Below are 20,881 nucleotides of genomic sequence, written 5' to 3'. Positions count from 1 at the left end.
AGACCATGACGAAGTACATGCTGATCATGCGCGGCACCGACGAGGCGTACGCGGCGTACAAGCAGATCCCGTTCGAGCAGATCATCAACGACATGGGTGCGTACAACGAGTCCATGATCACCGCGGGCGTGCTCGTCGCCGGCGACGGCCTCGCCGAGGACATGAGCCAGAACTTCGTCGTCGAGTTCGGCGGTGAGGAGCCCGTTGTCACCGACGGTCCCTACGGCGAGACGCACGAGCTGTTCAACGGCTTCTGGATCATCGAGGTGTCCTCGCGCGACGAGGCGATCGAGTGGGCGCGCCGCGCGCCGCTCATCGCCGGCAACAAGCTCGAGGTCCGCCGCGTGACCGACGAGACCGACTTCGCCGCGTTCGCCGACAACGAGTACATCCAGAAGGAGGAGGGCTGGCGCGAGGAGCTGTCCGGCCGGTGACCCCCGACCCCGAGGTCGCGCGCCGCGTCGCGGCGATCTGGCGCATCGAGGGCGCCCGGATCGTCGCGGCGCTGGCCCGCGTGGTCGGCGACCTCGGCACCGCGGAGGACCTCGCGCAGGACGCGCTCGTCGAGGCCGTGGAGCAGTGGGGGCGCGACGGCGTCCCCCGGAACCCCGGGGCGTGGCTGACGGCGGTGGCGAAGCGGCGTGCGATCGACGGCTGGCGGCGCGAGCAACGCCTCGGCGAGAAGTACCGGCTCCTCGCCGGCGACCTCGACGAGGTGTCCGACGACGTGTGGGAGCCCATCGACGACGACGTGCTGCGTCTCGTGTTCGCCGCCTGTCACCCGGTGCTCTCGCGCGAGGCGCAGGTGGCGTTGACGCTGAAGGTCGTGGCCGGCCTCGACACGGAGGCGATCGCGCGGCTCTTCCTCGTGCCGGTTCCGACGATGCAGCAGCGGATCGTCCGGGCGAAGAAAGCGCTCAGCGCCGCCCGCGTGCCGTTCGCGGTGCCCGAACCGGCGGAGTGGCCCGCGCGACGCACGGCGGTGCTCACCGTCGTGTACCTGATCTTCACCGAGGGCTACGTCGCGAGCACGGGCGACGCGGTGCTCCGCACCGAGCTGGCGCACGAGGCCCTGCGCCTCGGCCGCGTCCTCGACCGACTGCTCCCCCGCGAGCCGGAGGTGCTCGGGCTGTCCGCGCTCATGGAGTTCCAGGCATCCCGGTTCGCGGCCCGCGTCGACGGGAACGGGGATGCCGTCCTCCTGGTCGACCAGGATCGACGCCGCTGGGACCGCTCGGCGATCGCCCGCGGGCGCGCGCTGCTCGACGGGGCCGATGCCCTGGGCAAGGGTCGCGGTCCCTACCAACTGCAGGCGGCGATCGCGCTGTGTCATGCAGAGGCCGCGAGCGTCGACGAGACCGACTGGGACCGCATTGTCCTGCTGTACGAGATGCTCGGCCGGATCACCGCGAACCCGGTCGTCGAGCTCAATCGTGCCGTCGCCGTGTCGATGGCATCCGGCCCCGAGGAGGGGCTCGCGATCGTCGACGGGATGGATGCCACGCCCCTCCGCGGCTCGCATCTGCTGCCCTCGGTGCGCGGCGAACTGCTCGCGCGCCTGGGCCGTGTCGAAGACGCGCGCGCCGCGCTGCTCGAGGCCGCCGACCTCACCCGCAACGCCCGCGAGGCGGCACTGCTGCGGAGGAAGGCGGAGGCGCTGGGCGGCTGAGGCTGCGCGGGTATCCGAGTTTGAGCGCCCGGTGCGCGGGTTTGGGGCGCGTTCTTCACTCTGGGGCGCGAAATTCACGCCCCGAAGCGCCAAACGCGCCCCAGACCGAGAGGTGGTGCGTCAGGCCGCCGGCACCGGCGCGGGAGCCGTCCGCTGGGCGAGCGTCACGAGCGCCTCGATGATCGAACGCAGGAACGCCGCCGTGCCCTCGTCGGTGACGGTGCCGTCCTCCTCGAAGAGGCCGGGCGTGGACTGGATGTAACCCTCGGGCTGGCCGAGGACGAGGGCGTTGTAGTGCAGGAGCACCGAGCGCAGGTGCTGCTGGCCGGCTGCCGTGGCGATGCCGCCCTGCGACGTGCCGATGACCGCGGTGGGCTTGTCGTTGAACGACGCCTCACCGTAGGGACGCGCCGACCAGTCCAGCGCGTTCTTCAGCACGCCGGGGATCGAGCGGCTGTACTCGGGGGTCACGATGAACACCGCGTCGGCATCCTCGATCGCGTTCTTGAAATCGACCGCGACCTGGGGGAAGTCGCCGTCGTAGTCGGGCGAGTAGAACGGGAGGTCCTTGATCGGGATCTCCTTCAGGGTCACGCCCTCGGGCGCCACCTTCTCGAGCGCCTTCGCCAGGCGGCGGTTGATCGAGGTGCTGGAGATGCTTCCGACGATGTAGCCGATGGTGTGGTCGGTCACGATGATCCTTCCTGGATGACGAGGGCGCGGGCGCCCGAATGCATTCACGTGCAAGCTTTTCGTTTCTCGGACTATTCCCCGCGGGGCTTGACTCCGCCCCCAGGGGGATGCCGAACGTCGGAAGCCCCCTCTACCGTGGAGGGATGCCGAACCTCACCCGGGCGCAGTGGCGCAGCGACATCGTGCTCGCGGCGGTGCTGTTCGTCGGAGGGCTGCTCAGCGCCGTGCTCTCCGCGGTCGCGGGGATCTACGGCGATCAGCAGGCCGAGTTCGTCCTCGCCGTCGCGTACGTCGCGGTGCTGTCGATTCCGCTCGCCTTCCGGCGACGCTGGCCGTCGATCGTGGCCGTGATCGTCTCGGCGGCGTACTTCTTCGCCGTGACGCTGAGAGTGCCCGAGGTGTACGCGGGCAACATCGCCATGTTCATCGCGATCTACACGGTCGGAGCGTGGTCGACGAACCGACGCCGGGCCACGATCGTGCGGGCGGCCATCATCCTGGGCATGTTCGCGTGGTTGTTCGTGGTGATGTTCCAAGATGCGACCATGCCGGTCGACCAGGTGCCCGAGGGATTCCCGTCGCGCACGGGCGCCTTCTCGCCCTTCGTCGCCTCGCAACTGCTGGGGCTCGCCCTCAACGCCCTCTTCTTCGGCGGCGCGTACTTCTTCGGCGAGCGCTCGCATCAGCAGCGCCTGCAGCGCCTCGCCCTCGAGGAGCGCACGGCCGAACTCGAGGCCGAGCGCGAGATCACCGCCGCCCAGGCCGTCGCCCTCGACCGGGTGCGCATCGCGCGCGAACTGCACGATGTCGTCGCCCACCACGTCTCGCTGATGGGCGTGCAGGCCGGAGTCGCCCGCTCGGTCATGGACCGCGACCCGGACACATCGCGCGAGGTGCTGAGCGGCATCGAGGAGTCGGCGCGCACTTCCCTGCGCGAGCTGCGCCAGCTGCTCGAGACGCTCCGCACCCCGGATGCCGACGACGAGCCGAATGTCGACACCGCTCCGACCACCCACGGGCTGGCATCCATCCCCTCCCTCGTCGAGGCGGCCTGTGCCGCGGGACTGCCGACGACGTTCGCGGTCATCGGCGAACCGGCGACCGAGCCGTCCCCGGTGGTGCAGGTGAACCTGTTCCGCATCGCCCAGGAGGCGTTGACGAACGCCCGTCGGCATGCGGGGCCGGATGCCACGGCCGACGTGCGTGTGCGGTTCGACGACTCGACCGTCGAACTCGAGGTGACCAACACGGGCCGCCGCGCGTCCGGAGCCCCGGGCCTCGGGCAGCGTGGAATGCGCGAACGCGCGGCCGTGTCGGGCGGCAGCATCGAGATGGGGCCGCGCACGCGCGGCGGCTATCTCGTGCGGGTGCGTGTGCCCCTGGCGGAGGCGGAGGTCGCGCATGTCTGACCTGCGCGTGCTGCTGGTCGACGACCACGCGATGATGCGGGCGGGGTTCCGCACGATCCTGTCGCTCGAAGACGACATCGAGGTCGTCGGCGAAGCGCGCACGGGGATCGAGGCGATCGCCGCGGCGGAGACGCTGCAGCCCGACGTGATCTGCATGGACGTCCAGATGCCCGACATGGACGGGCTCGAGGCGACGCGGCGCATCGTCGCCGACCCCGACTCGGACGCCGCCGTCCTCATCGTCACGACGTTCGACCGCGACGACTACCTGTTCGACGCCCTCGCGGCGGGCGCGAGCGGCTTCCTGCTGAAGAACGCGGGACCGGAAGAGCTGGTGGGCGCGGTGCGCGTGGTGGGCGCGGGCGACGCGCTGCTCGCCCCCGAGGTCACGCGCCGCGTCATCGCGCGGTTCGCGGGCCAGGGCGGCGAGGCCGTGGCATCCCCCGCACAGCGTCCGGCCGCCCCGCCCCTCGTCCTCGCCGAGCCGCTCACCGACCGCGAGACCGAGGTGCTGAAACTCGTCGCCGAGGCTCTGAGCAACGCCGAGATCGCCGCGCGGCTGTTCATCGGCGAAGCCACCGTGAAGACGCACGTGTCGAACGTGCTGCAGAAGCTCGGCGCGCGCGACCGCGTCCAGGCCGTCGTGCTGGCCCACCGCCACGGCCTGGCGTAGCGCTCCCCCGCACGACGGAGGGACGGAACCCGCCCCCGGACGGATGACGCGCCGCACGGCCGTCCGTAGCGTGGATGCCATCACCAGAAAGGGGTGGACCGTGCTCGAACTGAACGGCATCACCAAGAGCTACGGCGGACGCCGGGTGCTCGACGACGTGACCTTCACCGTGGCCCCGGGACGTCTGACGGGATTCGTCGGCGGCAACGGCGCGGGAAAGACCACGACCATGCGGATCGCGCTCGGCGTGCTCGGGAAGGATGCCGGCACGGTGTCGATCGACGGCGCCGAGCTCACCGCCGGGGACCGCCGCCGCTTCGGCTACATGCCCGAGGAGCGCGGCCTGTACCCGAAGATGAAGGTCGTCGAGCACATCGCCTACCTCGCGCGCCTCCACGGCTTCGGCAAGGCGGAGGCCACCGCGAAGGCGACCGCCCTGCTCGAACGCCTCGGACTCGGCGAGCGCCTGAACGACCTGGTCGAGACGCTGTCGCTCGGCAACCAGCAGCGCGCGCAGATCGCGGCGTCGCTCGTGCACGAGCCGGAGGTCCTGATCCTGGACGAACCGTTCTCGGGCCTCGACCCGCTCGCGGTCGACGTCGTCGCGGGCGTGCTGCAGGAGAAGGCGGCCACGGGCACCGCCGTGCTGTTCTCGTCGCACCAGCTCGACGTGGTCGAGCGGCTGTGCGACGACCTCGTGATCATCGCCGCCGGAACGATCCGTGCGGCCGGCAGTCGCGACGCGCTGCGCGCCCAGCACGCGACGCACCGGTACGAGCTGCTCTCGGGCGGTGACGCGGGCTGGCTGCGCGACCAGCCCGGTATCACGGTCCTCGACTTCGACGGCGGGTACGCCGTCTTCGACGCGGCCGACGACGACGCGGCTCAGGCCGTGCTGCGGGCGGCGGTCGCCCGCGGCGACGTGGCGAGTTTCGCGCCTCAGCGCCCGACCCTCGCCGACATCTTCAAGGAGGTCATCCAGTGAGCACCGCACCCACATCGCGCCGGTCGGCGCCGGGCGCTCCCAGCGAACTGCAGAGCGTGTGGCTCGTGGCCGAGCGCGAGATCGGATCGAAGCTGCGGAGCAAGGTCTTCGTGATCTCGACGGCGATCCTCGTGCTCGCCGCCCTCGCGTCGGTGCTGTGGGGCGGTTTCGCCGCGCAGAACGCCGGGGGCAGTGGCATCCCCGTCGCCGTCACGAACCAGACGCAGCCCGCGCTGTCGGGGGTCGCGGGCGTAGACGCGACGGTCGCCGATTCCGACGCCACCGCCCGCGCGCTCGTCGAGGACGGGACGGTGGATGCCGCCCTCGTGTCGGGATCGTCGAACCCCGCGTTCGACTACACGGTCGTGGTGAAGGACAAGGTGCCGGGGGCGCTGCTGCAGCTGCTCAGCGAGACTCCCGAGGTGGAGACGATGGAACCCGGCGCGGGCGCGGCGGATGCGCTGCGCTACTTCATCGCCCTCGGGTTCGGCATCGTGTTCCTCATCGCGGCCAGCACCTTCGGCGGGACGATCGCCCAGAGCGTGGTGGAAGAGAAGCAGACGCGCGTCGTCGAGATCCTGATCTCCGCGATCCCGGTGCGGGCGCTGCTGGCGGGCAAGGTTCTCGGCAACACCATCCTCGCGATGGCGCAGATCGTGCTGCTCGCGGCGGTGGCGGTGATCGGGCTCGCGGTGACCGACCAGGTGGGGGTGCTCGGTGCTCTCGGCGCACCGATCGCGTGGTTCGCGATCTTCTTCCTCTTCGGGTTCACACTGCTGGCCTCGCTGTTCGCCGCGGCCGCCGCGATGGTGTCGCGCCAGGAGGACATCGGCGCGACCACGACTCCGATCACGATGCTCGTGATGGCGCCGTACTTCCTCGTGATCTTCTTCAACGACAACCCCGTCGTGCTGACGATCATGTCGTACGTGCCGTTCTCGGCACCGGTGGGGATGCCGCTGCGGATGTACCTCGGCGACGCGCAGTGGTGGGAGCCGGTGCTGTCGCTGGTGATCCTCGTCGCCTCCTGCATCGCCGCGATCGCAATCGCCGCGCGGATCTACCAGAACTCCCTGCTGCGCATGGGCGCGCGCGTCAAGCTCGCGGAGGCGCTGCGGGGCTGACCGGCTCGGGCCCGGTCACCGGCGGGATGGATGCCACGGCTTCTGGCATCCATCCCGCTTTCCGTGTCGCGAGGTCACTCTTCGAGGACGGCGAGGACGTTGCCCGCGGGGTCGCGGAACCAGGCGATCAACGGTCCTCCTTCGCGCATGATCCCGCGGGAGTCCGTGGGGATGTCCGCGTCGTCGTAGATCTTCGTCTCGACACCGCGCGAGCGGAGATCGTCGACCGCCGCCTCGACGTCGGAGACGGGGAAGTTCAGCACCGTGAACGTCGCCGGCACGTGGTGCGGTTTGCCGTAGACGAGCACGCGCCCACCGGATCCGAGGTGCAGGACGAGGAACCCGGATCCCTCGAGCACCTCCACCCGGATGCCGAGGGTGTCGGCGTAGAAGCGGTGGGCGGCGTCGAGGTCGTCGACGGCCAGGCCCGAGAAGGCCCCGTCAGGATCGAACATGGTCGTGCCCCTTTCTCTAGTTCGGCCGCACGTAGGCCGTGACGCTGTCGGAGAGTCGGATCTGCGTCCCCGCGACGGTGTCGTCGGCCGGGTCGCCGATGGCGACGGAGAGGTTCTCGTCGACACCGAAGACCGCCGCGCCGGGCTGCGCGCCGCTCGCGCACCCCGCCGACCACGGCCGGTTGTCGGTGGAGGTGAAGACCGCGATGCACCGGCCGTCGCCGTCGTCGGGGACGGCGAGGTAGATGCGGAAGTCGCGGATCGTGGCGATGTAGCGGATGCTCGCCGGGTCGATGCCGCTGTCGGACAGGATGTCGCCGGAGATCACGTCCTCGGAGGTCTGCACGAAGGCGAGTTCGGGCAGGCCGGATGCCGTGGCGTCGGTCGGGGCGGGCTGAGTGGCCGCGGCGAAGCCGATCGCGATGCCGAGTCCGAGGAGGGCGACGCCGGCGAGACCCGTGAGGATGCGCCGGGCGAGAGGACGGCCGGGCGCGGGCGCGTCTGCGTCAGCGGGCTGCGCGTCGTCGGCGGGTGCCTCGGGCGGCGGGGCGTCGGGTGGGACCGGATCGGTGCCGAGGCGAAGGCGCTCCTCGAGGTCGGCGAGCCGGGCGATCTCCGCCTCGGTGGGCGCGCTCCCCCGCCCGCCGTACACACGCTCGCGGAGGCGGATCAGCTCGACGTCGACGTCGCTCATGCCACGACTCTAGGCGTGCCACAGGTGGCCACGGCCCCACGCCCGCGTCACTCGACGACGTACGCCGTGACCGACTCCGACAGGCGCACGGGCGTTCCGCGGATCGACATCCGGGACGTGTCTCCGAGCGCGACGCTCAGGTGCCGGTCGATGCCGAACACGGCACCGTCGTCGAAGGGTCCTCCGGTCGTGCATCCCGCGGACCACGGCTGATCGTTGACGACGATGAACGTCACCACGCACACCCCCTCCCCCCGCTCCGGCTGGGCGAGGAACACGCGGAAGCCGCGCATCACGGCGATGTACCGTGTGGTGGCGGGGTCGATCCCACTGTCGTCGATGATGCTGGCCGAGATGACGTCGTCGTCGGTCTGCGGGAACGCCAGCTCGGGATACCGCGCCGACGGGGTCGGAGACGGGGTGGCCGAAGCGGCGACGAGGGACGGTGCGGCCACGCCCGCGGCGTACCCCGCCCCGAGCAGGACACCCGCCGCGACGACCGCCGCGATCACCGCGAGCGAGCGGTGGCGCGGAGGTGCGGCATCCCTCGGCGCCCCCTCGTCGGCAGGGTCGCCGGGCAGGTCCACGGGCTCGGCGGATGCCACGGAAGCGGCGGCCGGAGCGTGATCGGCGGCGGGGCTGGGGGCACGGCGGGCACGGGCGGCCTCTTCGAGGGCCGTGAGGCGTGCGATCTCGTCCGGTGTCGCCGGGAGGGCGGCAGCGCCGTAGACGCGCTCGCGCAGGTGGTTCAGCTCGACGTCGTCGTCGGTCATGCCCCGACTCTAGAACCGCCCGAGGCAGGGTGGGGCGGTAGTCAGGGAGCCGTGGCGCCCAGGGCGTCCGCCGCTCCCACGAGCGCGAGGTGCGACAGCGCCTGCGGTGTGTTGCCGGCCTGCCGCTTGCCCTTCGGGTCGTACTCCTCGGACAGCAGCCCCACGTCGTTCGCGACCGCGGTCAGCCGCCGCATGAGGGCGACGGCGTCGTCGCGTCGGCCCGTGCGCGCGTACTGGCCGACGAGCCAGAACGAGCACGCCAGGAACGGGTGCTCGTCGCCCGCGAGCCCGTCGACGCCCGTCGTCCGATAGCGCAGCAGCCACCCGTCGGGCATGAGGGTCTGCTCCATGCGCGCGACGGTGGCGAGCATGCGCGGGTCGTCGTACGCGCAGAAACCCACCTGCGGCAGGATCAGCAGCGACGCGTCGACCTCGTCGGTATCGGCGTGCTGCGTGAACCAGCCGCCGCGGTGCACGCCGTGCGCGTCGATGTCGGCCCGAACGCGATCGCGCAGCTCACGCCACGTGTCGACCTCGCCCTCCAGCCCGTTCTCTTCCACGGCCCGGATGCCACGATCGAACGCCGCCCACACCATCGCCCGGGAGTGCGTGAAGAAGTGGGGGTCGCCGCGCATCTCCCAGATGCCGTTGTCGGGACGATCGACCCACTGCACGAGCTGATCGAGCAGCGTGCGCTGCAAGGCCCACGAGAACGTGGTCTCCTCGACGCCGGCCCTCCGGGCGGCCTCGAGGGCGACCATGACCTCGCCGATCACATCGGCCTGGTACTGGTCGACCGCGCCGTTCCCGATGCGGACCGGCCGCGCCCCCTCGTAGCCGGGCAGGCTCGTGATCTCACGCTCGGGCAGGTCGCGCTCCCCCGCGATGCCGTACATGATCTGCACGTCGGCCGGATCGCCGGCGATCGCCCGCAGCAGCCACGTGCGCCAGCGATGCGCGGCGTCGAGGTAGCCGTGGTCGATGTACGCGACGAGAGTGAGCGCCGCGTCGCGGAGCCACACGTAGCGGTAGTCCCAGTTCCGTTCCCCGCCGAACGCCTCGGGCAGCGAGGTGGTGGCCGCGGCCACGATACCGCCGGTCTCCGCGTGGGTCAGCGCGCGCAGGACCAGGAGCGAACGGGTGACGAGCTCGGCGTGCTCACCCGCCGCCTGCACGCGCTCCGCCCACGAGGCCCACCACTCGATGGTGCGTTTGAGCGTGGCATCCACGTCGATCGGGGCGGGCGCCTCGCGCCACGACGGCCCCCACTGCAGCACCGAATCGACGCTCTCGCCCGCGACGGTCGTCCACCGCGCGCGGTGCGCGGTGTCGACCGCGATCAGGCGCGGACCGCGGAGGACCACGGCATCCGGCCCGGCGACCGCGAGGATCGCGTGCGCGTGGCCGTTCCCGATCTGCCGCACCCACGGCACCGCCCGGGCGTAGTCGAACCGGAACCGCACCTCGCTGACGAAGTCGACCTCGCCGGAGATCCCGACCACGCGCCGCACCACGGCCTCGACGCCCTCGTCGATCGGCATCGCGTCGTGCACCTCGGCCACCCCCGTCGCCGTCTGCCAGCGCGTGACCAGCACGAACGTGTCGGCGTCGTAGTGTCGGGTGACCGTGGCATCCGGATCGCTCGGACGCAGCGACCAGGCCCCGTGCGACTCGTCGCCGAGCAGCGCGCCGAACATCGACCCGCTGTCGTACCGGGGCAGGCAGAGCCAGTCGATGCTGCCCCAGCGGGACACCAGGGCGGCGGATCGGCAGTTGCTGAGGACGGCGTAGTCCTCGATCGCGGTGCTCACCCTCGTGATTGTGACAGGGGATGCCGACATCGTGGCCGTGCATCCCGCTAGTGGCATCCGTGGGCTCGCTGCAAGCGACCACGCGGTGTCGGACGGGGACGCTACGGTGGCCCCATGCCGGCGGACACCACCCTGATCATCCTGGGCGCTTCGGGCGACCTCACCTCGCGTCTCCTGCTGCCCGCCCTCGGGCAGCTGCTCACGCGCGAGCCGAGCCGCTCGGTCCGGCTGCACGGCGCCGGCATGGAGGACTGGAGCGACGAGAAGTGGCGCGACACCGTGCGCGCCTCCTTCGCGACGATGGGCGCCGAGAAGGCCTTCGAGAAGGTGGCCGACACCACGTACAGTCAGGCCGACATCACGAAGACCTCCGACCTGCAAGAGCTCCTGGATGCCGCGGAGGGCCGGCCGGCGCTGTACTTCGCCGTCCCCCCGGCGGTCGCCGAGAAGGCGTGCGTCGCGCTGGCCGACGCGACCCTCCCCGACGGCACGATCCTGGCTCTCGAGAAGCCGTTCGGCACCGACGAAGCCAGCGCCCACGCTCTCAACGAGCAGGTCGCGAAGCTCGTCCCCGAGAACCAGGTGTTCCGGATCGACCACTTCCTCGGCCGTTCGACGGTGTTGAACCTGCTCGGCGTGCGCTTCGCCAACCGTCTCATCGAGAGCGTGTGGTCGGCCGACGACATCGCCGGTGTCACGGTCGACTTCCCCGAGAAGCTCGGACTCGAGGGGCGCGCGGGCTACTACGACCATGCCGGGGCCCTGGTCGACATGATCCAGAGCCACCTGCTGCAGGTCATGGCGTTCGTGACGATGGAGCCGCCGTCCTCTCTCGACCAGCTCGATCTCCGGGATGCCACCTCCGCGGTGCTGCGTGCGACGCACGTGTGGGGCGACGACGCCGTGAAGAACTCCCGCCGCGCCCGGTACAGCGAGGGCACGATCGGCGACCGGCACTTCCCGTCGTACGCCGACGAGCCCGGCGTCGACCCCGCGCGCCAGACCGAGACGCTCGCCGAGATGACGGTCGAGGTGCGCACCGCTCGCTGGCAGGGCGTGCCGATCGTGCTGCGGTCGGGCAAGGCGCTGGGCCCGGATGCCGGCGACCCCGCCGTCACCGTCACCTTCAAGCCCGTGCGGCACCTGCCCGACGGCTTCGTCGGCGAGAGCGCCCCCTCGGTACTGACGTTCTCCCTCGGCCCCGACACCATGAGCCTCGGGCTGAACGTCAACGGCGCCGACGACCCGCTCGAGCTGGAGCGCGTGACCCTCGCGGCCGACCTCGGCGAGGGTGGCCTGAAGGCCTATGGCGAGGTGCTCTCCGGCATCCTGGACGGCGACGCGATGCTCGCTGTCCGCGGCGACGCCGCCGAGCAGTGCTGGCGCATCGTGCAGCCGGTCATCGACGCGTGGCGGGAAGATCGGGTGCCGCTCGACGAGTATCCGGCGGGGACGGCCGGTCCGACCTCCTGGGGGCTGTGACTTTCTCCGTCACACGGGAACATCCGGGGGTCCGACGGCGTTCGATGGAACGGGTCAACGGCGCCCCGGCAACGTTCTCACCCTCAGGAGTACCCCATGTCCCACGTTCTCGACCGCACCGCCCAGACCGACGTCCCGATCCTCGACGTCCTGGCCGAGCGCTGGAGCACCCGCGTCTTCGACGCCGACGCCCCCGTCGACGAAGAGGCCCTGCGCGCCGCCCTCGAGGCCGCCCGCTGGTCGCCGTCCGCCAACAACACCCAGCCGTGGCGTTTCCTCCTCGCCCGCCGGGGAACCGACGCGCACGCGAAGATCGTCGCGTCGCTCGTCGGGTTCAACCAGGGCTGGGCGCCGGCCGCCGGGGCCCTGCTCGTCGTGCTGGCCGAGACCGTCGACGACGAGGGCAATGCCCGCCCCTGGGCGACCTACGACGCCGGACAGTCCGCCGCGTTCTTCACCGTCGAGGCCCACGCCCGCGGCCTCGCCACCCACACCATGGGCGGCTTCTCGGGCGAAGACCTGCGTCACGCGTTCGAGATCGACCCCCGCTTCACCCCGGTGACCGTCATCGCCGTGGGCGCCTTCGGCGACCTGAATGCCGCCGACGAGACCGTCCGCGCCCGCGAGTCCGCACCGCGCACGCGCCGGCCCATCGCCGAGTCCCTGCTGCTCGACGCCTGACACGACGCCGGTCTCCGGCACCATCCGCCCCCGTATCCGCGCCCGCGGTGCGGGGGCGGACCCGTCTGCGGCGGGGCACCGGCGCGACATCGCGCACGGGTGAGTGCCGCAACCGGCTCAGCGCTCGACGAGCACGCCGTCCTCGTCGGCCCACACGTGTCGCCCGGGCGTGAACACCACACCCGCGATCGTCACGGCGACATCGACCTCGCCGACGCCGTCCTTCGCGCTCTTGCGCGGGTTCGAGCCGAGCGCCTTGACCCCCAACGGCAGGGATGCCATCGCCGCCCGATCGCGGATCGCGCCGTGCACGATGATCCCCGCCCACCCGTTCTCGACGGCCGACGCGGCGATGAGGTCGCCGACGAGCGCGGACTCGAGCGAGCCGCCACCGTCGACGACCAGCACGGCGCCCGCTCCGGGCGTGGCGAGCACCCGCTTCACGAGCGCGTTGTCGCGGTGGCACCGCACGGTACGGACGAGGCCGTCGAACGCGACGTGTCCGCCGAGGTCGAGCATCTGCAGGGAGAGCGAATCGAGCTCGTCGCCGCGCTCGTCGTAGAGGTCAGCCGTAGCGATGGTCATGCCGCCAGGCTAGCGACGCGCCCCGGCGCCCCACCCCCGCCCCACCCCGGCGGCCCGCCCCGGCGTCCCCCCTTGCCGATAAACGCCATCGGCGGCGAGACACGGCGGGAGAGCGCGTTTCTCGCCGCAAATCGCGTTTATCGGCACCAGAGGCGGAGTCGGGACGGGGCGGGGCGCGGGGCTACTCAATGATCTCGGCCTCGATCACGTCGTCGTCGCCGGGCTCCGGCTCGGCGGCGGGGCCGGCGCTCGTGAGCACCAGCGACTCCCCGTCGCTCGCGACGTCGACCTTCACCAGGTCGCCGTCGCGCACGCCGCCCGCGAGGATCGCCATCGCGAGGCGGTCCTGCACCTCGGACTGGATCAGGCGACGGAGCGGACGCGCGCCGTACACCGGGTCGTACCCGCGCTCGGCGAGCCACGACCGGGCGTCGGGCGTCACCGCGAGGGTGAGCCGGCGCTCGCGCAGCCGCTTGTGCAGCGCGTCGACCGCGAGCTCGACGATCTGGGCGAGGTCGTCCTCGGTCAGCGCCTGGAAGATCACGATGTCGTCGAGACGGTTCACGAACTCGGGCTTGAACGCCTGGCGCACCAGCGCCTGCACCTGCGCGCGCTTGACCTCGATCGACAGCGTGGGGTCGATGAGGATCGGCGAGCCGAGGTTCGACGTCAGGATCAGGATGACGTTGGTGAAGTCGACCGTGCGGCCCTGGCCGTCGGTCAACCGACCGTCGTCCATCACCTGCAGCAGGATGTCGAACACCTCGGGGTGCGCCTTCTCGACCTCGTCCAGCAGTACGACGCTGTAGGGGCGCCGACGCACGGCCTCGGTGAGCTGCCCGCCCTGCTCGTAGCCGATGTATCCCGGAGGGGCACCGACGAGCCGCGCGACGGAATGCTTCTCGCCGTACTCCGACATGTCGATGCGGACCATGGCGCGCTCGTCGTCGAACAGGAAGTCGGCGAGCGCCTTCGCGAGCTCGGTCTTTCCGACACCCGTGGGGCCGAGGAACAGGAACGACCCCACCGGGCGATTCGGGTCGCTGATGCCGGCCCGCGAGCGCCGCACGGCATCGGACACCGCCTTCACGGCGTCCTTCTGTCCGATCAGGCGCTTGCCGAGCTCGCGCTCCAGGTGCAGGAGCTTCTCGGTCTCGCCCTGCAGGAGACGCCCGACCGGGATGCCGGTCCACGCGGCGATGACGGCGGCGATGTCTTCGTCGGTGACCTGGTCGTTGACCATGCGGTCGCCGGCGGGCTCCTCGCGCTCGGCGGTCATCAGCTCGCGCTCGAGCGCCGGGATGTCGGCGTACAGCAGGCGCGACGCGCGCTCGAGGTTGCCCTCGCGCTGGGCGCGCTCGGCATCCACCCGGGCCGCGTCGAGCCGCGTCTTGAGGTCGCCGACGCGGTTGAGCGACGCGCGCTCGCGCTCCCACCGGGCCTGCAGCTCGTCGAGCTTGGACTGCTCGGCGGCGAGGGTTTCGCGCAGGGTCGCCAGGCGCTCCTTCGAGGCGGCGTCCTTCTCTTTCTTCAGCGCCAGCTCTTCGAGCTTCAGGCGGTCGACGTGGCGGCGCAGCTCGTCGATCTCGAGCGGAGCCGAGTCGATCTCCATGCGCAGCCGGGACGCAGCTTCGTCGATCAGGTCGATGGCCTTGTCGGGCAGTTGCCGCGAGGGGATGTACCGGTGGGAGAGGGATGCCGCGGCGACGAGCGCCGCGTCGGCGATGGCGACCTTGTGGTGCGCTTCGTACCGCTCCTTGAGTCCGCGGAGGATCGCGATGGTGTCCTCGACCGTGGGCTCGCCGACGTAGACCTGCTGGAAGCGGCGCTCGAGCGCGGCATCCTTCTCGATGAACTCGCGGTATTCGTCGAGCGTGGTCGCGCCGATGAGGCGCAGCTCGCCGCGGGCAAGCATGGGCTTCAGCATGTTGGAGGCCGCGACCGAGCCCTCGCCGCCGCCCGCGCCCATGAGCACGTGAAGCTCGTCGATGAACGTGATGATGCGGCCGTCGGACTCGGTGATCTCCTTGAGGACGCTCTTCAGCCGCTCCTCGAACTGGCCGCGGTACATGGCACCGGCCACGAGGGCCGAGATGTCGAGCGACACGAGCTCTTTGTTCTTGAGGCTCTCGGCGACGTCTCCGGCGACGATGCGCTGCGCGAGTCCCTCGACGACGGCGGTCTTGCCGACGCCGGGTTCGCCGATGAGGACCGGGTTGTTCTTCGTGCGGCGCGTGAGCACCTGGCTGACGCGCCGGATCTCGCTGTCACGCCCGATGACGGGGTCGAGCTTGCCCTGGCGGGCCCGGTCGGTGAGGTTGATGCCGAACTGCTCGAGGGCGCTGCGCGCGTCCTCCTGCCCCGGCTGTTGTGTGGCGTTCATTTCGTTCTCCTGGGAAGTCGTTTCGCAAACTTGAGTTGCGTTGACTCAAGTTTAGCAGCGGCACAACCGGAGGGCAATGGATGCCGAGATACCCCTGACGGCGCCGACGGGAGCGGGTCTATGGTGAGCGCGTGAGCACCGGTACGGCCACCGCGCCCCGCCCCGACATCCCGTGGAACCCGCCGCCCTCGTCGCCCGAGCGGCGCGCCCAGGGTCGCGCGATGCGCGCGCGGGTGCCGCGGCGCGATCTCGCCCGCCTGACCGTCGAGGGCCGTGACCCGCTCGGCATCCTGGCCGCGCAGAATGCGACGCGGATCCCCGAACTCGTCCCGCTGCGCATCCAGCGGATGTCGGCGAACCCCTTCGCCTTCTACCGTGGCGCCGCGGCCGTCATGGCCGCCGACCTCGCGCGCGACCCGTCCACCCCGTTCCACGTCGCCTCCTGCGGCGACGCGCACGTGGCGAACTTCGGCTTCTACGCCTCACCGCAGCGCACGCTCGTCTTCGACCTCAACGACTTCGACGAGGCGGCCTGGGCCCCGTGGGAATGGGACGTGAAGAGGCTCCTCACCAGCGTCGTCCTGGCCGGTGCGGAGACGAACCGCGACCCCTCCATCGTCCGGGATGCCGTCGAGGCGACCGTCCGCTCCTATGTCCGGGCGATCCGCACCCTCACCCGACGCGACCCGATCGAGCGCTACTTCGAGCACTTCGGCCCCCGGGACGTCCTCGACTCGCTCGATCGCGCGTCACGGGCGGTGCTCAGCCGCGCCATGTCGGACGCCGAACGTCGCACCGGCGCCCGCGCCGTCCGACGGCTCACCACCGACGTCGGTGCGGGTCGTCTCGCGTTCACTCCTCACCCCCCGCTGATGACCCCCGTCGACGCGGAGCTCGCCGCCCGCGTCCTCGCCGTCGACGGCGCGTACCGGACATCGGCGAACGTCGACGTGCGTCTCACCCTCGAGCAGTACAGCATCACCGACGTCGCCCGACGCGTGGTCGGGGTGGGCAGCGTCGGAACGCGGTGCTACCTCCTGCTGCTGCAGGACGGCGACGCGCACGCCTTCGTCCTCCAGGGCAAGCAGGCCGGCGCCAGTGTGCTGCAGCAGTTCGGTGGCATCCGTCAGCCGGAGTCCCTGGTCGCACTCGTCGCGTCCGACGGCGAAGGAGCCCGGGTCGTGTCGCTGCAGCGGGTGCTGCAGGGCGTATCCGACCCGTTCCTCGGGCACGTCCGCGGCGCCGACGCCGATTACTACGTCCGCCAGTTCCACGACATGAAGGGAGGCATCGAGATGGTGGAGTTGACCGACAAGCCGTTCCGCCGGTACGCGCAGGCGTGCGCCGTCACCCTCGCGCGCGCGCACGCGCAGTCCCCCGATGCCGCCGCCGTGGCGGGCTACGTCGGGTCCGGTGGCGCCCTGACCGACGCCCTGGCATCCTGGGCCTTCGCGTACGCCGACCTGTCGCGCGCCGACCACGCCGCGTTCGTCGCCGCGCACGCCTGACGCCCCCGGGGCACGGCGACGCACCGCCCCGCGGAGTTCGTCCGCGACACGCCAGCCCGAGCACGGCCCACCCGGCGCGACCGTCACCATCTCCGCACGACGGCCCGGGTCAATGGATGCCAACGACCCGGCGACATGCCGGACTCAGACCGACACGGCTTCCCGGGACGCGGCCGCCTCATCGCTGCACGAGAACCGCGCGCGGTACGCGGTGGGCGTGAGACCCATCGTGCGGGCGAAGTTCTGCCGCAGCACTGCCGCGGAGCCGAAGCCGCACTCGGACGCGATCCGGTCGAGCCCGAGATCGGTCTCTTCGAGGAGCCGCTGGGCGTGCAGCATCCGCTGACGCGCCAGCCAGGCGGCCGGCGTGGCGCCGAAGTCGGCTTTGAACCTGCGCGCGAACGTCCGCGGCGACATGTGCGCGCGAGCCGCGAGTCGCTCGACCGGCAGGTCGGCGTGCAGGTTCTGCAGCATCCACTCGGTGACGGGCGCGAGCGACAGCGACGCGTCGACGGGGATCGGGGCCGCGATGAACTGCGCCTGCCCGCCGTCCCGCTGCGGAGCGACGACCATCCGTCGGGCGATGCGGTTGGCCAGTTCGGCGCCCAGTTCCTGCCGGAGAAGGTGCAGGCACGCGTCGAGCCCGGCGGCGGTGCCCGCGCTCGTGACGATGTTGCCCGACTGGACGTACAGCACGTCGGGGTCGACCTCGATCGCGGGGTACATCCGCGCCATCGTGTCGGCGTACCGCCAGTGCGTGGTGGCGCGACGTCCGTCGAGCACCCCCGCGGCGGCGAGCACGAAGGAGCCGCTGCACACGCTGAGCAACCACGCGCCCCGCGCGTCCGCGCGGCGGACGAGGTCGAGCACGCGTTCGTCGACGGCCTCCCACTGCGCGCGGGGGATCGGGGCGAGCACGAGGATGTCGACGTCGTCCGCGACCTCGAGACCGTGCTCGACGTTGATCGAGAACCCGATGTTCGACGGGACGACACCCGGGTCGGGACTCACGATGCGGAAGTCGAAGTTCGGGATGCCGTCGTCGCTGCGGTCGAGCCCGAACGCCTCGCACGCGAGGCCGAACTCGAACGGGGCGAAGCCGGGTTGGACGACGACGGCGACGGAACGCATGGATCCTCCGGGTGGCAGAAATACTTCGAACGTCGTCCATCATGCCACTCGTGGGCATGATTCGTACAGACGTAGTTTATCTGCCATGGCTTACTTCATCGCCCTCGGCATCCTCGCCCTGATCGGGACCGGCTCCACCCTGTGGCTGGTCCGCACCGACGGACACCGTCGCGTGCCCACCGACCCTCGCCGTCTGCCCGGCGGCACCGAGCTCCGCGCCCCCCGCGCCGACGCGACGGCGGCCGCGCCCGAGGGCATCGAGGCGCCGCGGCGCGCCGCCCCCGGCCGCATCCGGCGCGCTCAGCGCGGCGCGACCGCGCGGGCGTAGACCTCGACCATCGCCGCCGTGCGCGACGACTGCCGGAACCGCCCCTCGATCGACGGATCCACCGCGACCGGGGAGCCCTCGGCGATGTCCGCGGCCGCGCGGCGCAGGGTCTCGGCGAGCGCCGGGACCGTGGCATCCGCGACGCTCCAGACGCCTCCGCCGAGCTCCGCGGCGATGTCGGGGTCGCTGACGACGGCGGGGGTTCCGAGCGACGCGGCCTCGAACACCGTCATGCCCTGCGTCTCGAAGCCGATCGACGTCTGCACGACCGCGTCCGCCTCGGCGAGACGGGCGAGCGTCCGGGCGTACGGCATCCGTCCCGCGAATCGGATGGATGCCACCGGCCGCGTGCGCTCCACGAGGCGACGGGCCGCGCGCAGCTGCGCTCCGCCGCCGATCACCTCGACCTCGGCGTCGATCCCGGACTCCGCCACCGCCTCGAGGAAGGGCAGCAGGCGCTTCTCGGGACTCATCCGACCGATCCAGACGAACCGCGGGCGGCCGGGGCGCCGCTCGACGGGCCCGGCCGCGAGCGCGGCATCCAGGATGTCGTCGTCGATGCCGTTCCAGACCACATCGACTCCCGCGGTCTCTGCGGCGCCGGAGGCCCCCGGCATCGCGCCGTGCGCCTCGAGTCGTCGCGCGAAGTGCGCCGACGGGGCCGTCACCGCGGCCGAGAGCCCGGCGAGCCGACGCAGGTAGGCCCAGCCGTCCGGCACCCGCCGCGCCTCACGGACGCGCAGCGCCGGGCGCAGCGCGCGCCGCGCCCACACGTTGAGCACCCGCAGCACCAGCGCGGGGAACGGCGCCGTCGCCTCGATGCCGACGTCGACACGGTTGTGCATGGTGTGCACGACCGGCAGACCGTGGCGTGCGGCGTACCGGTGGCCGATGAACGCGCCCCAGAAATCCGCCTGCACGTGCACGACGTCGACCGGCGCGCGACGCGCCATTGCGGCATCCACGAAACGATCGATGCGGATGCCGGGCCACGACAACGCGTACTCCCGGTCGGGGGTGACCGGGATCGACGGGAGGTCGACGTACGCCGGATCGGTGGGAGCCGGACGGTGCATCCGGGGGGCGACGACCGTGACGGTGTGCCCGGCGCGCTCCAGGAATCGGCGCTGCAGACGCATCGACACCTGCGCACCGCCCAGCGACTCCACGTGCTGGTCGGCGAACATCACCACGTGCACGCGGTCACTCCGGGATCGGCCGACCGCGGTAGAGCGCCTCGAACGTGTCGAGCGTGCGACCGATGTCGTGGACCCGCACGCCGTCGAGCGACGCCTGCTGCATGCGACGGCGCTCCTCGGGCTCGGCGGTGAGCACGTCGGTCAGCCGCGCGGTGAGCTCCGCGACGTTGCCCGGTTCGAAGAGGTACCCGTTCTCGCCGTCGTGCACGAGATGCGGGAGCGCGACGGCGTCCGCGGCCACGATGGGAAGACCGGATGCCATGGCCTCCATGGTGGCGATCGACTGCAGCTCCGCGATCGAGGCGATCGCGAAGACAGTGGCGCGCGTGTACAGGGCACGCAGGTCTTCCTCCGACGCGTGCCCGTGGAAGGTCACACGATCGGCGACACCCAGCTGGGCGGCGAGCTGCTCGAGGTTGCGGCGCTGGTCGCCGCCTCCGACGATGTCGAACGTCGCATCGAGAGCGGGGTCGAGCTGTGCGAGCGCGCGCAGGACGACGTCGATGCCCTTCTCGGTCGTGAGGCGACCGACGAACAGGATGCGGTTCGCCTCGCGCGGCTCGAGATCGGCAGTGTAGTTCGAGCGGTCGATGCCGCACGAGATGGGGATGACGCCCCGGATGTCGATGGTCGCCTCGAGGAAGTCCGCCGCCCGCCGGGTGGGAGTCGTCACCGCGCGTGTGAGGGCGAACGTGCGCTTCGCATCGGCCCAGGCGAGCTTGACGAAGATGCGATCGAGGAAGTCGGGCAGGGTCGTGAAGTCGAGGATGTTCTCGGCCATGACGTGATTCGTGGCGATGAGCGGGATGCCCCGCTTCCGCGCCTCGCGCGCGAGACCGCGACCGATGACGATGTGCGACTGGATGTGCACGACGTCGGGCTTCACCTGATCGAGCACCCGCCGGGCGTAGTGCTTCGACCGCCACGGCAGGACGAACGTCAGCCAGTCGTGCGGAAGGAAACGGTACGAGGGGAGGCGATGCATCGTCATCGGCTCCCCCTCGATCACCTCGGTGAACGTGCCGGAGTGGCCGTGTCCGACGCTCGGGGCGGCGACGTGGACGTCGTGTCCGCGCGCCACGAGACCGGCGGCGAGCCGCTCGGCGAAGCGGGCGGCACCGTTGACGTGCGGCAGGAAGGTGTCGGCGCCGATCAGGACCTTCAACGGGCGGTCGGCCGAGGACGAAGGGGCGGGCGTCGCAGGAGTGGTCACGGGTGGTGAGGCCTATCTGTGCGGCGGAACGGGTCGCACTGTGCGGTGCATGCGCGTCACAACTGTACCCGAGCGGTTTTTGGAG

At 71.4% G+C, this 20,881-nt stretch carries 20 protein-coding genes; 10 read left to right on the top strand and 10 right to left on the bottom strand.

The window, feature by feature from the left end:
* Positions 1-5: 5 nt before the first annotated feature.
* Positions 6-434 (top strand): YciI family protein, encoded by a 429-nt coding sequence (locus BW982_RS11150; protein ID WP_022878177.1) that lies wholly within the window; start codon positions 6-8, stop codon positions 432-434.
* Positions 431-1,669 carry an RNA polymerase sigma factor gene (locus tag BW982_RS11145; RefSeq protein WP_076493189.1) on the top strand — a complete coding sequence of 413 codons (1,239 nt, stop codon included), beginning with the start codon at positions 431-433 and terminating at the stop codon, positions 1,667-1,669. The genes BW982_RS11150 and BW982_RS11145 overlap by 4 nt, the downstream gene beginning before the upstream one ends.
* Positions 1,670-1,789: 120 nt before the next feature.
* On the opposite strand, the gene BW982_RS11140 is transcribed toward BW982_RS11145, so the two are convergent.
* Positions 1,790-2,362, bottom strand: a complete 573-nt coding sequence (locus BW982_RS11140; protein WP_076493188.1) for an NADPH-dependent FMN reductase — start codon at positions 2,360-2,362, stop codon at positions 1,790-1,792.
* Positions 2,363-2,505: 143 nt separating this feature from the next.
* On the opposite strand from BW982_RS11140, the gene BW982_RS11135 reads away from it, so the two are divergent.
* From BW982_RS11135 to BW982_RS11120, 4 genes are all read left to right on the top strand, one after another.
* A complete protein-coding gene (locus tag BW982_RS11135) occupies positions 2,506-3,771 on the top strand; it encodes a sensor histidine kinase (RefSeq protein ID WP_076493186.1) in 1,266 nt (421 codons plus the stop codon).
* Complete coding sequence (locus BW982_RS11130) at positions 3,764-4,444, top strand: response regulator (RefSeq protein WP_076493185.1); 681 nt, start codon at positions 3,764-3,766, stop codon at positions 4,442-4,444. Before BW982_RS11135 ends, BW982_RS11130 begins: the two co-directional genes overlap by 8 nt.
* 100 nt (positions 4,445-4,544) lie before the next feature.
* The gene (locus BW982_RS11125) at positions 4,545-5,429 is read left to right on the top strand and encodes an ABC transporter ATP-binding protein (RefSeq protein WP_076493703.1); all 885 of its coding nucleotides are present in this window, start codon (positions 4,545-4,547) and stop codon (positions 5,427-5,429) included.
* Positions 5,426-6,553 carry an ABC transporter permease gene (locus BW982_RS11120; RefSeq protein WP_076493183.1) on the top strand — a complete coding sequence of 376 codons (1,128 nt, stop codon included), beginning with the start codon at positions 5,426-5,428 and terminating at the stop codon, positions 6,551-6,553. The genes BW982_RS11125 and BW982_RS11120 overlap by 4 nt, the downstream gene beginning before the upstream one ends.
* Before the next feature lie 74 nt (positions 6,554-6,627).
* Here the strand turns inward: BW982_RS11120 and BW982_RS11115 are convergent, their stop codons facing one another.
* The 4 genes from BW982_RS11115 to BW982_RS11100 are packed head-to-tail and all read right to left on the bottom strand — an operon-like array spanning position 6,628 to position 10,286.
* Complete coding sequence (locus tag BW982_RS11115; RefSeq protein WP_076493182.1) at positions 6,628-7,008, bottom strand: VOC family protein; 381 nt, start codon at positions 7,006-7,008, stop codon at positions 6,628-6,630.
* A 16-nt stretch (positions 7,009-7,024) separates the two neighbouring features.
* Entirely contained in the window at positions 7,025-7,702 is a 678-nt protein-coding gene (locus BW982_RS11110; protein WP_076493180.1) for a hypothetical protein, read from the bottom strand.
* Positions 7,703-7,749: 47 nt separating this feature from the next.
* Positions 7,750-8,475, bottom strand: coding sequence for a hypothetical protein (locus tag BW982_RS11105; RefSeq protein WP_076493179.1), 726 nt, complete (start codon positions 8,473-8,475; stop codon positions 7,750-7,752).
* Positions 8,476-8,516: 41 nt separating this feature from the next.
* A complete protein-coding gene (locus tag BW982_RS11100; protein WP_254845580.1) occupies positions 8,517-10,286 on the bottom strand; it encodes a glycoside hydrolase family 15 protein in 1,770 nt (589 codons plus the stop codon).
* Positions 10,287-10,400: 114 nt separating this feature from the next.
* On the opposite strand from BW982_RS11100, the gene BW982_RS11095 reads away from it, so the two are divergent.
* Positions 10,401-11,768, top strand: coding sequence for a glucose-6-phosphate dehydrogenase (locus tag BW982_RS11095; protein ID WP_076493177.1), 1,368 nt, complete (start codon positions 10,401-10,403; stop codon positions 11,766-11,768).
* A gap of 96 nt (positions 11,769-11,864) precedes the next feature.
* The gene (locus tag BW982_RS11090) at positions 11,865-12,449 is read left to right on the top strand and encodes a nitroreductase family protein (protein ID WP_076493176.1); all 585 of its coding nucleotides are present in this window, start codon (positions 11,865-11,867) and stop codon (positions 12,447-12,449) included.
* A 117-nt stretch (positions 12,450-12,566) separates the two neighbouring features.
* Here BW982_RS11090 and rraA read toward each other — a convergent pair whose 3' ends face one another.
* Positions 12,567-13,034, bottom strand: coding sequence for a ribonuclease E activity regulator RraA (gene rraA, locus BW982_RS11085; protein WP_076493174.1), 468 nt, complete (start codon positions 13,032-13,034; stop codon positions 12,567-12,569).
* 181 nt (positions 13,035-13,215) lie between these two features.
* Entirely contained in the window at positions 13,216-15,417 is a 2,202-nt protein-coding gene (locus BW982_RS11080) for an ATP-dependent Clp protease ATP-binding subunit (protein WP_076493173.1), read from the bottom strand.
* A gap of 131 nt (positions 15,418-15,548) precedes the next feature.
* On the opposite strand from BW982_RS11080, the gene BW982_RS11075 reads away from it, so the two are divergent.
* Complete coding sequence (locus tag BW982_RS11075) at positions 15,549-16,925, top strand: DUF2252 domain-containing protein (RefSeq protein WP_254845579.1); 1,377 nt, start codon at positions 15,549-15,551, stop codon at positions 16,923-16,925.
* A 144-nt stretch (positions 16,926-17,069) separates the two neighbouring features.
* Here BW982_RS11075 and BW982_RS11070 read toward each other — a convergent pair whose 3' ends face one another.
* A complete protein-coding gene (locus BW982_RS11070; protein ID WP_076493171.1) occupies positions 17,070-18,056 on the bottom strand; it encodes a GlxA family transcriptional regulator in 987 nt (328 codons plus the stop codon).
* A gap of 85 nt (positions 18,057-18,141) precedes the next feature.
* On the opposite strand from BW982_RS11070, the gene BW982_RS11065 reads away from it, so the two are divergent.
* Positions 18,142-18,384, top strand: coding sequence for a hypothetical protein (locus tag BW982_RS11065; RefSeq protein ID WP_076493170.1), 243 nt, complete (start codon positions 18,142-18,144; stop codon positions 18,382-18,384).
* On the opposite strand, the gene BW982_RS11060 is transcribed toward BW982_RS11065, so the two are convergent.
* Both BW982_RS11060 and BW982_RS11055 read right to left on the bottom strand, forming a co-directional pair.
* Complete coding sequence (locus BW982_RS11060; RefSeq protein WP_076493168.1) at positions 18,357-19,583, bottom strand: glycosyltransferase; 1,227 nt, start codon at positions 19,581-19,583, stop codon at positions 18,357-18,359. The two genes, BW982_RS11065 and BW982_RS11060, sit on opposite strands and share 28 nt — an antisense overlap.
* Positions 19,584-19,587: 4 nt before the next feature.
* Positions 19,588-20,796 (bottom strand): glycosyltransferase, encoded by a 1,209-nt coding sequence (locus tag BW982_RS11055; protein WP_076493166.1) that lies wholly within the window; start codon positions 20,794-20,796, stop codon positions 19,588-19,590.
* Positions 20,797-20,881 lie beyond the last annotated feature (85 nt).

The sequence above is a fragment of the Microbacterium sp. RURRCA19A genome (genome assembly GCF_900156455.1).
In the GTDB taxonomy this organism is placed as follows: Bacteria; Actinomycetota; Actinomycetes; order Actinomycetales; family Microbacteriaceae; genus Microbacterium.
Note: the sequence above shows the minus strand (reverse complement) of the source record. Positions and strands in the feature narration are given on the sequence as shown.